17 protein-coding genes are annotated in these 15,036 nt (G+C 42.4%); 9 read left to right on the top strand and 8 right to left on the bottom strand.

All coding sequences use genetic code 11. From position 1 onward, the window contains the following. Positions 1-306 precede the first annotated feature (306 nt). Positions 307-459, bottom strand: a complete 153-nt coding sequence (locus BM195_RS08240) for a YfhE family protein (protein ID WP_090236428.1) — start codon at positions 457-459, stop codon at positions 307-309. Positions 460-714: 255 nt separating this feature from the next. On the opposite strand from BM195_RS08240, the gene BM195_RS08235 reads away from it, so the two are divergent. Continuing rightward, a complete protein-coding gene (locus BM195_RS08235; protein WP_090236423.1) occupies positions 715-1,863 on the top strand; it encodes a thiolase family protein in 1,149 nt (382 codons plus the stop codon). A gap of 54 nt (positions 1,864-1,917) precedes the next feature. Here the strand turns inward: BM195_RS08235 and BM195_RS08230 are convergent, their stop codons facing one another. Next, positions 1,918-2,610 carry a DUF1129 family protein gene (locus BM195_RS08230; RefSeq protein ID WP_090236420.1) on the bottom strand — a complete coding sequence of 231 codons (693 nt, stop codon included), beginning with the start codon at positions 2,608-2,610 and terminating at the stop codon, positions 1,918-1,920. Then, positions 2,607-2,942 (bottom strand): PadR family transcriptional regulator, encoded by a 336-nt coding sequence (locus BM195_RS08225; RefSeq protein ID WP_090236416.1) that lies wholly within the window; start codon positions 2,940-2,942, stop codon positions 2,607-2,609. Before BM195_RS08225 ends, BM195_RS08230 begins: the two co-directional genes overlap by 4 nt. Positions 2,943-3,112: 170 nt before the next feature. Between BM195_RS08225 and BM195_RS08220 the strand changes: the two genes are divergently transcribed. Beyond that, the gene (locus BM195_RS08220; RefSeq protein ID WP_090236412.1) at positions 3,113-3,928 is read left to right on the top strand and encodes a DUF368 domain-containing protein; all 816 of its coding nucleotides are present in this window, start codon (positions 3,113-3,115) and stop codon (positions 3,926-3,928) included. Between the two features lie 69 nt (positions 3,929-3,997). Continuing rightward, positions 3,998-4,318, top strand: a complete 321-nt coding sequence (locus tag BM195_RS08215; protein ID WP_090236409.1) for a thioredoxin family protein — start codon at positions 3,998-4,000, stop codon at positions 4,316-4,318. Between the two features lie 128 nt (positions 4,319-4,446). Here BM195_RS08215 and BM195_RS08210 read toward each other — a convergent pair whose 3' ends face one another. The 3 genes from BM195_RS08210 to BM195_RS08200 all read right to left on the bottom strand — a co-directional run bounded on the left by BM195_RS08210 (position 4,447) and on the right by BM195_RS08200 (position 7,756). Next, positions 4,447-6,519, bottom strand: coding sequence for a heavy metal translocating P-type ATPase (locus BM195_RS08210; protein WP_090236406.1), 2,073 nt, complete (start codon positions 6,517-6,519; stop codon positions 4,447-4,449). Continuing rightward, entirely contained in the window at positions 6,509-6,877 is a 369-nt protein-coding gene (locus BM195_RS08205) for an ArsR/SmtB family transcription factor (protein WP_090236403.1), read from the bottom strand. Before BM195_RS08205 ends, BM195_RS08210 begins: the two co-directional genes overlap by 11 nt. 243 nt (positions 6,878-7,120) lie before the next feature. Continuing rightward, entirely contained in the window at positions 7,121-7,756 is a 636-nt protein-coding gene (locus tag BM195_RS08200) for a VOC family protein (protein ID WP_090236400.1), read from the bottom strand. A 234-nt stretch (positions 7,757-7,990) separates the two neighbouring features. Here BM195_RS08200 and BM195_RS08195 point away from each other — a divergent pair, with 234 nt between their 5' ends. The 6 genes from BM195_RS08195 (at position 7,991) to BM195_RS08170 (ending at position 12,946) form a co-directional block, all read left to right on the top strand. Continuing rightward, positions 7,991-8,680, top strand: coding sequence for a response regulator transcription factor (locus BM195_RS08195; protein WP_090236397.1), 690 nt, complete (start codon positions 7,991-7,993; stop codon positions 8,678-8,680). Further along, the gene (locus BM195_RS08190) at positions 8,677-10,023 is read left to right on the top strand and encodes a HAMP domain-containing sensor histidine kinase (RefSeq protein ID WP_090236393.1); all 1,347 of its coding nucleotides are present in this window, start codon (positions 8,677-8,679) and stop codon (positions 10,021-10,023) included. The genes BM195_RS08195 and BM195_RS08190 overlap by 4 nt, the downstream gene beginning before the upstream one ends. Positions 10,024-10,116: 93 nt before the next feature. Continuing rightward, positions 10,117-10,842: a PepSY domain-containing protein gene (locus tag BM195_RS08185; protein ID WP_090236388.1), complete on the top strand. Its 726-nt coding sequence runs from the start codon at positions 10,117-10,119 to the stop codon at positions 10,840-10,842. A 578-nt stretch (positions 10,843-11,420) separates the two neighbouring features. Further along, the gene (locus tag BM195_RS08180) at positions 11,421-11,696 is read left to right on the top strand and encodes a glutaredoxin family protein (RefSeq protein ID WP_090236385.1); all 276 of its coding nucleotides are present in this window, start codon (positions 11,421-11,423) and stop codon (positions 11,694-11,696) included. 93 nt (positions 11,697-11,789) lie between these two features. Further along, positions 11,790-12,137, top strand: coding sequence for a YppG family protein (locus BM195_RS08175; RefSeq protein ID WP_090236381.1), 348 nt, complete (start codon positions 11,790-11,792; stop codon positions 12,135-12,137). A gap of 98 nt (positions 12,138-12,235) precedes the next feature. Continuing rightward, a complete protein-coding gene (locus tag BM195_RS08170; protein ID WP_090236378.1) occupies positions 12,236-12,946 on the top strand; it encodes an alpha/beta hydrolase in 711 nt (236 codons plus the stop codon). Between the two features lie 14 nt (positions 12,947-12,960). Here the strand turns inward: BM195_RS08170 and BM195_RS08165 are convergent, their stop codons facing one another. Then, the gene (locus BM195_RS08165) at positions 12,961-13,815 is read right to left on the bottom strand and encodes a DegV family protein (protein ID WP_090236376.1); all 855 of its coding nucleotides are present in this window, start codon (positions 13,813-13,815) and stop codon (positions 12,961-12,963) included. 168 nt (positions 13,816-13,983) lie between these two features. Continuing rightward, entirely contained in the window at positions 13,984-14,889 is a 906-nt protein-coding gene (locus tag BM195_RS08160; protein ID WP_090236375.1) for a DMT family transporter, read from the bottom strand. Positions 14,890-15,036 lie beyond the last annotated feature (147 nt).

Genomic DNA, 15,036 nt, shown 5'->3' with positions numbered 1-15,036 from the left:
CTGTGCAAGCCAACTACCATGCTACCACAAACATTTTATATTTAGCAATATTTATTTGTTGTTTTTCGATAAAATAATATCGATAAAAGGTGTTATCATTTGCTATGTTAGTGTGGTTAAAAGTATACATTTTACGAAAGGTGATTTTTTGGATGGTTGAGTTGATTTTTGTGATAATCTGGAAAAGCGGTCACGCACGTAAAAATGATGGAAGAAAGACTTTCGTAAATGGTGCATGAGAAGAGGGAGTCATTCGTATTGTTTAACCCCCGTGTAATTTCTTGAACGGGGGTTGAGTTGAGTCTATTATTCAGTTCTGATAGCCCGTTCAGCTTCTCTTACGCTTGATCCTCGATATCCGCCAGCAATATCCGCCTGTTTAAAGGCTTTTGCAAAATGTACTTCCTGGGCATCTGTCATCTGTTTGTCTTTTGTTGGCTGATACTGTATTTTTCTCATCGGAAACTTCCTTTCTATTAATAGAGTCTGCTATGCTGTTCCCGATGTGGAAAGTCGTAAACGTTCACTTTTGAACAACTGAAGTTGGATTCCCTGCATAGTCCTTTATCATGACCGTATCCAGGCCGAAACAGATACCATTCAAGTGTCCACTAAAACCATTTGGCTACCAGATTAATACAAAGTCAGCATTTTTATTTTTGGAAAAATGACATATAATGGGGTCAGCACTAAACAAAATGGGGTGTGTCTGAAATGCGGGAAGTTGTGATTGTGGATGGCTGTAGAACAGCGGTCGGCCGGAGAAAAGGAGTATTCGCGGAATACCGGGCAGATGAACTGGCGGCTGTTGTATTGAATGAATTAGTCAGGCGTACAACTGTGGAAAAGGAAATGGTTGAAGATGTTATTTTGGGTTGTGTTACGCAGGCGAATGAACAAGGCGGCAATATTGCCCGGACAGCGGCGTTGATTGGCGGATTCCCGCTCCATGTGCCGGGCGTCACGGTTGACCGGCAATGCGGATCCAGTCAGCAGGCAGTGCATTTTGGGTCACAGGCGATTGCATCAGGGGATATGGATATTGTAATCGCTGGGGGCGTTGAGAGCATGAGCCGAGCACCGATGTTTTCGAATATGCAGGGAACAAAGCCGAGTGAAAAACTGACATCACAATATGATATTGTCAACCAAGGAATTTCCGCGGAGAAAATTGCGGATAAATGGGTTTTTACGCGCAAAGAATTGGATGCGTTTTCATATCAGAGCCATCAGTGGGCATTAACAGCCATAGAAAAGGGGTATTTTGAACAGGAAATCGTACCGGTGGAAGTTTCGGATCAAAATGGTGACGCCTGGACAGTTAAAACGGACGAGGGACCACGCGCTGATACGACACCGGGAGCTCTGGCAAAACTCGAGCCGGTCTTTCAGGAAGATGGTAGCATAACGGCCGGAAATGCCAGCCAGATGAGTGATGGAGCGAGTGCAGTTTTACTGATGTCATTGGAAAAAGCTCAGAAGTTGGGATTGCAGCCGAAAGCGAAAATCATAGCACGTACGGTAGTCGGCTCTGATCCAACACTTATGCTGACAGGGCCAATTGATGCGACAAGAAAGGTTCTGAAAAAAGCCGGCCTGACAATCGATCAAATTGCCCGATATGAGGTAAATGAAGCATTTGCACCGATACCGTTAGCTTGGCTGAGCGAAACAAATGCAACGTCTGAAAAGTTGAATGTGAACGGAGGTGCTATTGCACTCGGTCATCCACTGGGCGCAACTGGTACTAAACTGCTGATTGCGCTGGTCAATGAATTAAAACGCTCAGAAACCAAATATGGCTTGCTGGCGATTTGTGAAGGGATGGGAATGGCTAACGCAACCATTATTGAACGGATATAAACCTGGTACCTCTTAGAGCTAGGACCACCTCACAGTAGGCTGAGGTGGACTTATTTAATTAATGATTCGCATTTTTTTGTTCATGATGAATGAAATCAAATAAACGATGCCGGCGATTAAAATAATGGCTGGAAATGACACATGGAAATCAGTTCCGATATCAGGCATGATCCGTAGTACTAGCATCGTCAGTCCGATGAACAATGTACTTAGTGCCCATAACCACAGAAATTCGATCCACTTTTTCGGCCGTTTCTCGTTGAAGGTTGAGCCTTTGATCCATTTAAAGATCATAAAAATAAATAGTGCTAGCAGTAAGAGGTCGATAAAAATGATCAGCATGCCAGACCCAACAGGGAATGCCATATTCCCGTTTCCGAGCTCAAATAATGAATGGAGGATAAATCCCACAAAGCCGACCGTTAATCCAACAGTGCCTATAAGATTCAGTACGATATATAAAGCAAATGTGATACGATTAGACTTATTCTCTGATGGAATTTCCCCCACAATGTCATCGCAGTATGTCTTTGGGTCGTCCCCAAACACTTCTTTGGCACTTCTGCCCGCTGCTTGTGCCTGCAGCAGATGCTCCAATAATTCCAGCAGTACTTCCTCGGTATAACGCTCGGATTTGTTGAAATTCGTCCGGATATACACAAGCATATCGCCATAGTACTTGTTGTTTTCCTCGGTCAACTGATTGCGTTTTTCATTGTTAAGCTGAATGAGATCCTTTGTGTTCACTCTCTTTTGCCCCCTTTTTCGATAATTGTATTAACCGGCTGTTTAATTGCCTGCCAATGGTGGATGAATTCCTTCAGTGCCTCTTGCCCTTCATTCGTCAGGTCATAGTATTTTCGTTTAGGACCGAATTCGGACTTTTTCATGTCACCCTGGATTAACGCTTCCTTTTGCAGTCGCAATAAAATCGGATAGATGGATCCTTCGCTGACATCGTCGAGGCCGAATTCCTGCAGCTTTACGGAAAGTTCGTAGCCATATGTCGGCTCCCGGCTTATAATGGATAAAATGCAACCTTCAAGAATACCCTTTAATAATTGACTTTTTAATGACATACTGTAACCTGCCTTGTATTGCAAGATAGTGTTCAAAAAATAACTACCTTGCATAGCAAAGTAGATTTAATAGAAGTATATACAATTTTAATGTGATTTGCAAACATAATTTGGTATCATTATTTTATGATTTTAACAGAGCGCTTGATAAGGGAGAGTGATTGATAACCATGGAATGGAAAAATATTTATCGGGGCATGTTGATGGGAGCGAGCGATGTTATTCCTGGTGTGAGCGGGGGGACCATTGCGGTTCTGCTGGGAATCTATGACCAGCTGATTGCTGCTGTCAATGGCTTTTTAAGCAAAAATTGGAAAAAACAATTAGGCTTTTTGATTCCGCTCGGGATTGGGATTGTTCTGGCTGTATTTTTATTGAGTCATGTGATTGAATGGCTTTTTGGGCATTATCCTGGACCGACACAATTTTTCTTTTTAGGGCTGATAATAGGTGTGCTGCCTTATTTGTCTCGTAAGGCAGATGCCAAAAATACATTTGAAATAAAGCATGTTCTGCTGCTTGTAGTAGGTGCCGTTATCGTTGGATCGATGGTATTTTTACAGACCAATGAAGGTACCGCCATTGAAAATGTAACCATGTCAACATACATCCTGCTGTTTTTTTCCGGATTTATTGCCAGCAGTGCGATGATACTCCCTGGTATCAGTGGTTCGTTTATGCTTTTGATTATCGGTGTGTACACAACTGTCTTCAGCGGTATAAGCAATTTTCAGCTTGATATCATAATCGTAACAGGAGCGGGGATTGTGATTGGCCTCGTGGTTATGAGTAAAATCATTCATTTCTTTTTAAAAAATTACTACACAGGGACGTTTGCCGTCATTATCGGTATGGTAATTGGCTCTATTTTTGTCGTATTCCCAGGCTGGCCGACAGATCCCTCACACGTGTTATTCAGTATTGTCGCGTTTGCACTGGGATTGGCAGCTGCTTATATGCTCGGAAAAGTTGAATATGAAACGTGAACAAACGAAAAGACACACTCGGGCAAAAAAGTTACAATGGAGTCAGTAATAAATAAAGGGGGTTCCACAATGAAGCATATTGATACAGAAGAACAATTTAATGAAATTATCCAGTCGGACAAGCCGGTTATTGTGAAATTTTTTGCGGACTGGTGCCCTGATTGCAAACGTATGGATATGTTCATCGGGGATGTCATGGATGAATTCAATAACTTTGATTGGTACGAAATTAACAGTGATGAAGTAAAAGGCATCGCCCAGAAATATGAAGTAATGGGGATTCCGAGCATTTTGATTTTTAAAGATGGAGAAAAACTCGCCCATCAGCACAGCGCCGACACGAAAACACCTGAATCGGTCAGTGAATTTTTGCATCAGCAGCTGGTATAATGATCAACAAATCACTCTCATTATCGGGGGTGATTGTTTAGTTCTTTTTATCAGCGAATTGTAAAACGCACACCAAAAAGGACATGTCAATGGTGTGCGTGATTTTTCATGATCACATGTTCATTTTTCTAGTTTGTTTTCAAAAGTCGCAATGCGTTAAACGTCACAAGCAGTGTAGCACCCATGTCAGCGAATATCGCGATCCATAATGTCAGCCACCCGGGAATGACGAGCAGTAGTGCGAGTACTTTAATACTGATTGCCAAGCTAATGTTTTGTTTGATAATTCCCAGTGCTTTGCGGCTCAGCTTCACGGTGTACGGCAGTTTATTCAAATCATCTCCCATCAGGGCAACATCGGCTGTTTCCAGTGCGCTGTCTGTCCCGGCAGAACCCATGGCGATACCAACTTTGGATGCTGCAAGGGCAGGGGTGTCATTGATGCCGTCACCAATCATGGCGATGCTATCGTTTTCCTGCGCTTTGATGAATTGCAATTTATCTTCAGGTAATAAGTTAGCTTTAACGTCAGTCAACGCTAAGTCATCTTTTAATGCCTTTGCTGTCTGTTCATGATCGCCCGTCAGCATGAACGTTTTCTGAATACCAAGGTCATGCAATTTTTTGATGACATCTCTGCTTTCAGTACGTGGTTCATCGCGCAATGCAACAGCCAGCAGGTATTCATCGTCTGTACCGCATAACATGACCGTTTTTCCTGCTTCCTGGTAATACTTCATTTGACTGTCTGGTACGTCGTCCTTAAAGATATCCGCTGAACCCGCATATACGTACTCACCGTCGATTTCCCCACGAATACCTTTACCATGAATCGTTGTGAAGGATTGTATGTCTGCTGCTGTAATGTCCGATTGTTCATGGTTCAGATAGTCCATGATCGCTTTTGCCAGCGGGTGGTTTGATTTGGCTTCCAATGCTTTCAAGTAGCTGAGTGCTTTGTTTCGTTCTTCCGTGAAAAAGTGTATGTCGGTGACCTTGGGTGTTCCTTTTGTCAGTGTCCCTGTTTTATCAAAGGCGATTTTTTGGATGGTGCCAATTTGCTCAAGGTGAATGCCGCCTTTGATCAGGACACCACTACGGGCGGCATTGCCTATTGCTGTGACGATCGCAACCGGTGTCGATACAACGAGTGCGCAAGGGCAGCCGACTACGAGTACAGCGAGCCCTTGATAGACCCATGTACCCCAAGCACCGCCAAAAAGGGATGGGACGATTGCGACTAATAGGGCAATGACGATAATGGCCGGTGTGTAATAAGCGGCAAACCGATCGATGAATTGCTGTGCAGGTGCACGCTCATCCTGTGCTTCTTCCACCATATGGATGATTTTTGCAATGGTGGTATCTTCCACTTTTTTGGTTACTACAATTTCGAGAAAACCGTCCTGGTTGATCGTACCGGCAAAAACATCATCATCGGTAGTTTTTTCAGCTGGAATTGATTCTCCAGTAATCGGTGCTTGGTTGATGGAAGAGGATCCGTCGATGACAGTTCCATCCATTGCGATCCGCTCACCCGGTTTGACAAGCATTACGTCACCAACAACAACATCTTCAACTGCTATTGTCTGCTCATTGCCGTTTCGTCTGACTCGTGCGATGTTAGGTGATATGTTCATTAATGAGCGAATGGACAAACGTGCTTTGTCCATTGAATACGATTCCAGCGCCTCGCTGATGGCAAATAATATAACGACAATAGCTGCTTCCCGCCATTCACCGATCACGGTGGCACCGACAACCGCAATGGTCATGAGCGTTTTCATATCGAAACGGAATTTTGCCAGGTTGATGAACCCAGCTTTAAATAGGGTCAGACCGCCAATCAGTGCTGAGAGCCCATAAAGAACTTTTGGCAAATAATGTGCATTTCCGAATGTATAGTTGGATATAAAGCCAAATACAAGCAATAGTGCTGCTAATAGAACGTTGTCATAACGAACCCAGAATGGCTCTTTCTCAAGTTCGGTATGTTCTTGGATGACTTTAATATTCTCGAATGAGCCGGCTTTTTCAATATCGTTAATCGATGCTTTACCGAATACATCAATTTTCGAGGCAGCAAAGTGGACGTTCGCATCTTCAACGCCATCAATTTCTTTCACATTGTTTTCAAACGTCTGTGCGCAATTGGCACACGATATCCCGTTAAGCCGGTATGTGTAATGTTCAGATGACATCAGTACTCTCCTCCTTTCCATGAAGGAAACCTTGCGTAATCACTTGTTTCATATGATCGTCAGACAATGAATAGTAGGCCAGCTTTCCCTCTTTACGGAATGCCGCAATACCGGCTTTATACAGTTTTCGTAAATGATGGGATGTTGTGGCGGTTGTCGCTCCGATAATATTGGCAATGTCACAGACACATAACTCTTTTTCAATTAACAACGCATACGCTATCTGCAGTCTGTTCCGGTCAGCCAGAAGTTTGTATAAGCTTATGACTTTATCAATCGGCTGGTTATTCAGTTTCTGTTTAACGTGATTGACCTTATCTTCGTTGATACAGGTGACTTCACAAATGTCATTTGGCATGGGTCACACCTCATTCAAAACAGTATTTGATTGTATTATATTCAAATATCCTTTTGGATGTCAATGATAAAAAGCCGGCATCTGCCTTGTTTTGAGGGCACATGCCGGGTTTTGAAGCTGCAGTATATCGGTTTTAAAAGATGTCAGGTCGCACGAATTTTTACTGCTGACGTATGATTATGGCTCGCTGGGAAACTTGGTGCAGTTGTTATGCGAACGGGCGTATTTTAATTTCAATAACCCTTACACATTCGATTCAATTGAAAAACGTAATTCATCGGAAAGCTTCAAGTCCGCATTTTCCAGCTGAGCAGTCTGACTATTGAAATCCAATTGATAGATAGATGAAAAATTTTCTGGGTTCGTTATAGATGCCGATAGTGTGTGAATGTCTCTATCATTGATGAGGCTGCTGTCTTGTGGTGTATTTTTTTCTTCTCCCCATTCAATCAAAAATGGCAGCACTTCTGCTTCAGCTTTCGGAAAAAGCATCCGCCATTCCAGCAGACTTCCATCAGGTCGCTTTCGGTTGCCGGAAATGGGGCCGGTGAACGGAATATTGAGTGTCTTCAGGTTATTGGTATAATCATCCATTCGGTTTGTCCGCAAAGCATACTGGATCGGGCCTTCATGACCTTCTGCAAGCTCGCGGAAAAGTAAATGAATTAACGGATTATCTGACCTGGCTGCGGTTGTTTCGTCAAAAATACCAATCCACTCGATATAACAGTCGTTGTGAAAATAGGCGAGATAATTGTATGTCCCCCAGTTGGCGTGCTGCCCCCCTTCTGTAATGGTTAAGCCATATTCCTTTCCAAATTCGTTTGCCGCCTTTTCCGGATTTTTTGCGGCGATGACAATATGATCAATCGCAAGCATATAATCCCCTCCCCCTAATTGACTTCTACCGCCATCATACTGTCAAATCGCTGACAGGAAAAGCATTTACACTTGTATAATGGTGATTTGGCAGAGGTCAAAGATGGGAATGATAAAGTTCACAATTTTTTGATTCCACATGTGATCATATCCGGTTTACATGCTTAAAGCCATCCACTTTTACAGCAATATTTGATATAGTAGCTAAAAAGGTTATTGAAGCGAGTGATTTTAATGGAAAAACCGAACATATTGATTGTCGAGGATGAGCAGAAACTGAGCAGAGTACTGCAGCTTGAACTGGATTATGAGAATTATCATACGACAGTTGCCGATAATGGGAAAACAGCTTTGGAATTGCTGACAGACCAGGAGTGGGACCTTGTGTTGCTTGATATTATGCTGCCGGAACTTAGCGGGCTTGAAGTGCTGCGCCGGATGAGGAGGTTTGATGAGATGACACCGATTATCTTGCTGACGGCCAGGGATGAAGTCTATGACAAGGTGAACGGACTGGATCAAGGTGCCAATGACTATATAACGAAGCCATTCCAAATCGAGGAGCTGTTGGCTCGGATCAGGGTACATCTGAGACAGCCGCGTAAGAACGCTCAACATGAAGAGTTGGGGATCGGAGCTTTGGTCGTTGATGTTGACGCCCGGGAGGTTCGGCGTGGGTCACAGCCAATCGAGCTTACGCCAAGGGAATTTGATTTGCTAGTTTATCTGCTGAAAAATAAAAATGTCGTGCTTACCAGGGATCAGCTGATCGAACATGTTTGGGGTTTTGATTATTTCGGGGATACCAATGTGGTTGATGTGTATATCCGTTATTTGCGCCAGAAAATCGATAAACCATTTGATCAGCATTATATTCAGACCGTCCGTGGTGTCGGTTATACGATAAAGGACCATGTTCAATGAAACTTTCTGTAAAAATCCGTCTGTTTTCCAGTTTATTCATGCTCGTATTGATTTTGCTGGTTAATGCGTCCATTTATTATTTGTTTCATACGATATCTCTGGACAGGGAACTCGAGGACTTAAACGCACAAACGAATGAAATAATTGAAACACTGAATGCCAACCCGGATATTTCAAAAAACGAAATGCTTCATGCCTTTTTACCGACAGAAGGCATGATTCGGGTCCTTGACGAAAATGGTTCCTATATTGTCCAGGTAATGAAAGCAGATTATACCGGTCTTCCGGCGAACTATGTAACGTCGGAAACAAGTTCTGTTATCTCGATGACTGATCAAGCTGACTTTGCAACCGTTGCCAAACCGATCATCTGGGAAAATGGTGATGTTGTTACATTGCAAGTTTATAAACGTTTGACGGGCCATATATCAACAATGGAGACATTGTTTTATGTTCTGGTTGTTGCATCCTTGATTATGCTGATTCCAACCGTTGTGGGAGGTGTTTTTTTATCCCGGTTTATTACAAGACCCATCCAGGAGCTGACCGCAGCCATGAAAGAAAACACCACCTATGGTAACTGGAAGAAAATCAGCGCGGCTGATCAATCAAAAGATGAACTATATGAAATGAAAATAACCTTTAACCGAATGATTGATTATTTGAGGGATAATTTCGAGAAGCAGGAGATGTTCGTTTCTGACGCTTCCCATGAACTGAAAACACCGATATCGATTGTCAAAAGTTATTCCCAGCTGATAAAGCGCCGCGGAGCAGAAAAACCGGAACTCATACAGGAATCAGCAGAAACAATTGAATCACAGGCAGACCGGATGCAGAAGCTTGTGGAGCAAATGCTGCTGCTGGCCAAAAATAAAGATGAAGAAGTGTTTGAGCCATTCGATATTGTTGAACTGTGCCGGTCAACAGGAGAAACGTTTAAAGGTGCCTATGACAGGGAGATTTTGTTCAATTCAACGACGGAAACGATTTATGTTAATGGCAGTTATGACCAGCTGCAGCAGGTTGTCTATATTTTGATGGATAATGCTGTCAAATATAGTCAGGATTCAGTAAAATTGTCCGTCCGGCGAAGTGATCATCGTGTTGAAATACATGTACAGGACAATGGGCAGGGAATTCCTGATAGGGAGCAGGAAAAGATTTTCGACCGTTTTTACCGGATTGATAAATCAAGAAGCAGGGAAACAGGCGGGACCGGACTTGGTTTATCCATTGCCAAAGCTATAACGGAATCACATGATGGCACACTAACCGTTTCAAGTGCATTCGGTGAAGGGTCCACATTTACGCTGAAGCTCCCGGTTTCTCAGCAAAATTAATGTTTTTCTCATGAATTTCTAATGTGCTGCACAGTGTCTTTTCATTTGCAGTGGATATCATATAGTCAGAAATAAACCGAGGAGGCATGTTGAATGAAGAAAAGAATTGGATTTGTGTTAGTTGTGATACTTGGTATTTCTGCCTTGGGACTAGGTATGTTTCAGTCAAGTGCGTCTGAAGCATCACCTAAGCTGGCGGAGCAGGAAATCAGGGATTTAATTACAGCTCAATATCCCGGGAAGATAACTGAGCTGGAATTGGATGAAAAAGGAAACCAAGCAGTTTATGAAGCAGAAATACAGGATAATGGAACAGACTATGAAATAAAACTGGATGGCAATACAGGTGAAGTTTTGGAACTAGATAAGACATTTGCTGCTAAAGACAACAACGGACAGAACAGTTCTAAAAGTAATGCGGGAAATTCCGGCAATGACGATGACAGTACAAATAACACGAAACAAAACAGCGATAAAAAAACCCGTGATGATACTGATGATGTTGATGATGGCAACAACAATAATGGCAATCAGGACAACACTGCCCGGGTGGAAATAAATCACAAAGGAAACAGTGATGGTAATCAGGAAGATAGCGATACGGCTGTCATTAGTACCGCAGAGGCAGAAGAAATTGCACAGAATGAGTTTTCCGGTACTATAGTTGAACTGGATTTGGATGAAGATGACGGTCGTTTATATTATGAATTTGAAATGAAATCCAATAACAAGGAAGCAGACATCGAAATTGACGCTTATACCGGTGAGATCCTTGTCATGGAAATTGATCATGAAGAAGATGACAACGACGACGATTAACGAAAAGCCGGTATTCTAATAACTGTCCTGGCATTATCTCTGGAATTATTGTCAATAAACGAACCTTAAAAAACCCAGCAGCTGACAAAACTCACCTATGTTCAAGAATTAGCGGTGACGGCAGCTGCCGATGAAGACAATGCAGGTCGATATGGATGGAAGAATATGGGCAATATCTTATTGAACCATATACAAACAATTAAACAATATGCCGACATGTGATATAAATCATAGCAGTAAATGGTGAACTGACCTTTGATAAGAGTAGAGGCGGGGGAGCCTCTGCTCTATGAATACACGCTTTTAAAGAAGCAAACCTTTCTGTATAGAGGGTTTGTTTCTTTTCCTTTTTTGGCTGGAAAGTATAGTCTTCACGCGCTGCAGAAGCGGATTATGGAAATGAGTCTGGTAAAAGGTAGACAACCGGATTAACCGCCAGGCAGATTTAGTTCGCCACGTCCTGTGACAACGCCATTTCACTAGATGTAATGGATATGTAATATTCGTGTTTAAATTGTTATATTTCGGGTATATAAAAGTCTGTAAAATATTGTCCAAGTATTAAGGGGGAACTTAAAATGAACGGCCGGGATATCATTGTATACATCAGTGAGAATAGTCTGCAGTGTGAGCAGCTGCTTGATCAGCTGGACCAATCCGATATTCACTATGAGTGCAGAAACGTAACGGAAAATCAGAAATATCTGGATCAACTTCAGAAAGAGGGAATATTCGGTACACCTGCAACATTCGTTAATAATAAAGTCGTATTAGGTTCTCAATTCAATAAAATCAAACAAAATTTAGGCATGTCGGAGCATTATCAATCGTATAATTCTTTTAACAAAAGGTAAGCTTATAAGTCTAAGGAGGAGCCGTTTTTCACATTTTTGGATGTTCTGCATACTGTACTGTAACGTAAAACCAATAAAGCCGAGGTGTGTGTGATGGTAAGAAGACCCTATCCTTACCCGCCAATGTACAGCAGCAATCCAGCCGATTTTTATCCTTATCCATCCAGTTCAGCAAATCCCCATTACCCGTCCCAATTTCCGACACCGTTTGAAGTGTATTCAAAGCCGAAACAACCAATGAACTGGGAAGGCTATCCTCAGCCTGGTGCAATATCCTCTCATCCGCCATTACCAAATCATTTGCTGTATTATTTTCAAGATCATAATGGAGAACTTGACCTCGATAAAATGCTGTCAACGGCCGGGCAGGTAGCGAATACGGTACAGCAGATTTCGCCGATGGTCAAACAAGTCGGAGATTTCATGAAACAATTCAGATGATTAGTAAATGTTATTTGCTATGATGGATTCTTTACCTGCGAATGAATAGACGAAGATAAGGGAAAAAGAAGATATATCGAATAACAAGGAGAATGGGCATGACTGGATGTTTAATCATTCATGGATATACCGGAAGTCCGTATGAAGTCGGGCCATTGGCAGATTATTTGAGGGAACATACAGATTGGTATGTGGACGTTCCAACATTGCCTGGACATGGCAGTAAACTTGCACTGGAAAATGTTTCACATAAGAATTGGCTGTCTGCAGCAGAAAATTCCTTAAAACAATTAAAGGAAAAGACAGACACCATATATTTGATCGGATTTTCCATGGGCGGGATGATTGCAGCTTATCTGGCATCAAAGCATAATGTCAACAAGTTAGTATTATTGGCACCATCCGGAAAATATTTATCATTCCGGCAATTGACAAGGGACTTCAAAGGTGTTGTGACCGATGGATTGAAAGGCAAGCTCAAGCAAAACAATTTATACTTGCATTATAAGCGAAAGTGGGGAACGGTTCCATTTAAAGCAAATATCGAATTCCTTAAGTTGGTCAGGTTCACTAGACAATACTTAAACAAGGTAACATCACCTGTACTGATAGCCCATGGGCAGCAGGATATGATGGTGCCCTATAAAACGGGATATTATCTTGACAAGGAGATCACATCAGAGCAGAAAGAGGTTGTATTTTTCGAACGATCCAAGCATCTGATCTGTCTGGGTGATGACAACACGACGCTGAACAGGATGGTATATGAATTTTTGATGGGCGGTAAAGAGAAGAATGCTGTCAGGTAAGCATTCTTCTCTATTTAGTTTTTGAAAAATGAAATGACCAAACCACCTTCACCTGCATAGGTAGCAATCAGAGGTCCCATCTCGGTTAAATAGGCATCTTTGAATGGGTATTTGTTTCTGATTTCCTCAAGGACTTTCTTTGCGCGGCCTTCCGAATTGCAATGGGACATTGAAAGCACTTTATCCTCGAAGTCTTTCGTATATTCACCGATTTGTTCGACGAATCGCCTGATGGATTTTTTATCTCCGCGCACTTTCTCGGTTACTTCAATGGTTCCTTCATCACTTGCCCGCATAAGCGGTTTAATGTTCAATGTTTTGGCAATGGTCCCTTTCACACGGTCAAGCCTTCCACCAAGAATGAGATTTTCCAGTGTTTTCAGGACGAACAATGTACTGGTTTGTTCGATACGTTCATGTAAGTGTTCAACAAGCTGTTCGTACGTATCGTTCTCGTTTATTTTTGTTTTAGCTTCGTGCAATAATAATGCCAGGCCACATGATGCCGTTTTAGAATTGATGACTTCAATTTGTCTGCCGGGCTCTTCTTCAAGCAGCATATTTTTGCCAACCACAGCATTTTCATAGGTGGAACTCAAGCCTTTCGACAGGCTGAGCATGATAATCGGTGTATTTGGGTCAACTTGCTTATATGCCTCATAAAAGTCGTTAGGACTTGGCGCTGAGGATCGCGGTAAATCATCTGATTGAGCCATTTCTTGATAAAAGGTTTCAAGGTCGATCGTTACGCCAGCCTTGTATTCTTGGTCCCGGAAATGCAAATACAGTGGAACTACCTTGATATCCAGTGCATTGCTCAGACGCTTCGGGATGTCTGCCCCGCCATCGGTCATTAATTGTATATGCATCATTTCACCCAATTCAGTTTCATATTATTTTTAAGTATAACATTTTTTGATGCTGGTTGATATGCTAAACGAAAACGAAGAATGGTAAAGCAAGAACGACCAGATTTCGAAAACGTCAGGTTGCAGACACACCAAACAGCAGTGCTGCCAAGGTATTTTTGTCTGCACTCAATTCCGTTCTGATATCGTTACTTTACGTTTTTTTGCCGTGCTCATGATGAACAAAAATAATCCGAAGAGCACGATTGTTCCGCCGAGCCATTGTGACCATGTAATCGTCTCACCCAATATGAAATATGCCAGGATGGATGCTCCAACTGGTTCAAACACAGTGCCCATTGAGATCGTTGCTGTGCTGAGCCACTTTAAGGCCCAGTTAAATAACGTGTGGCCAAAGAACGTAGGGAAAATTGCCAGTGCAAGGAAAACGAGCCAGTGATCAGCAGGGTATCCGAAAAAGGCATTGCCCCCAATCAGATTATACAAAACGAGTGTTAGCGAACTGATGCCATAAACGACAAATGTATAGGTCATCAGTGACAGGCGTTTTCTGACCTGCTGTCCCATCAGAAAATAGGCTGTTACCAGAATAGCACCCAGCAATGCAAGCATGTCTCCAAACAGAGCTAAACCGCTGATCTGGAAGTCTCCCCAGCTGATAATGACACTGCCCAGCAGAGCGATGACCATGCTGATGATGGCGCCGTATGAAAATCGTTCCTGGAAAAAAAGATAGGTTCCCAAAAAAGCAAATATTGGCTGTAATGTTACAAGCACAACCGAGCTTGCCACAGATGTATAATTCAGCGATTCGAACCAGACAATAAAATGGAATGCAAGGAAAAGCCCGGCTAATGCAGACAAAATCCAATCCTTTTTTTGAATAAGCTGAAATTCATGCCGGTTTTTTAACAAAACATATGGTGCCATAATCATGACAGCAAGCAGCAGGCGGTAATTTGCAATAATAGCTGCTGGTGCCTCATCTGCAAGTTTAACCAGTATTGCCGATGTTGAAACAGCGACGACACCAATGACAACCGCAAAGTGTGGATTAAACGGAGGAATTCGCATAATCAGCCTCCTTTTAACGGCTTCAGTTATAGAATCTTGTATATTTTATCATGCTAATGGTGAAAATCATATAGGAAGTAGTGGATATTACAGGAATAGCTGTGTTATGATAAAGTGAAACTTCATTCAGCGGATGTTTCTCCCGCT

The organism is Lentibacillus halodurans, from assembly GCF_900112045.1.
Taxonomy (GTDB): domain Bacteria; phylum Bacillota; class Bacilli; order Bacillales; family Amphibacillaceae; genus Lentibacillus; species Lentibacillus halodurans.
This window is presented reverse-complemented; position numbering and strand designations above follow the sequence as displayed.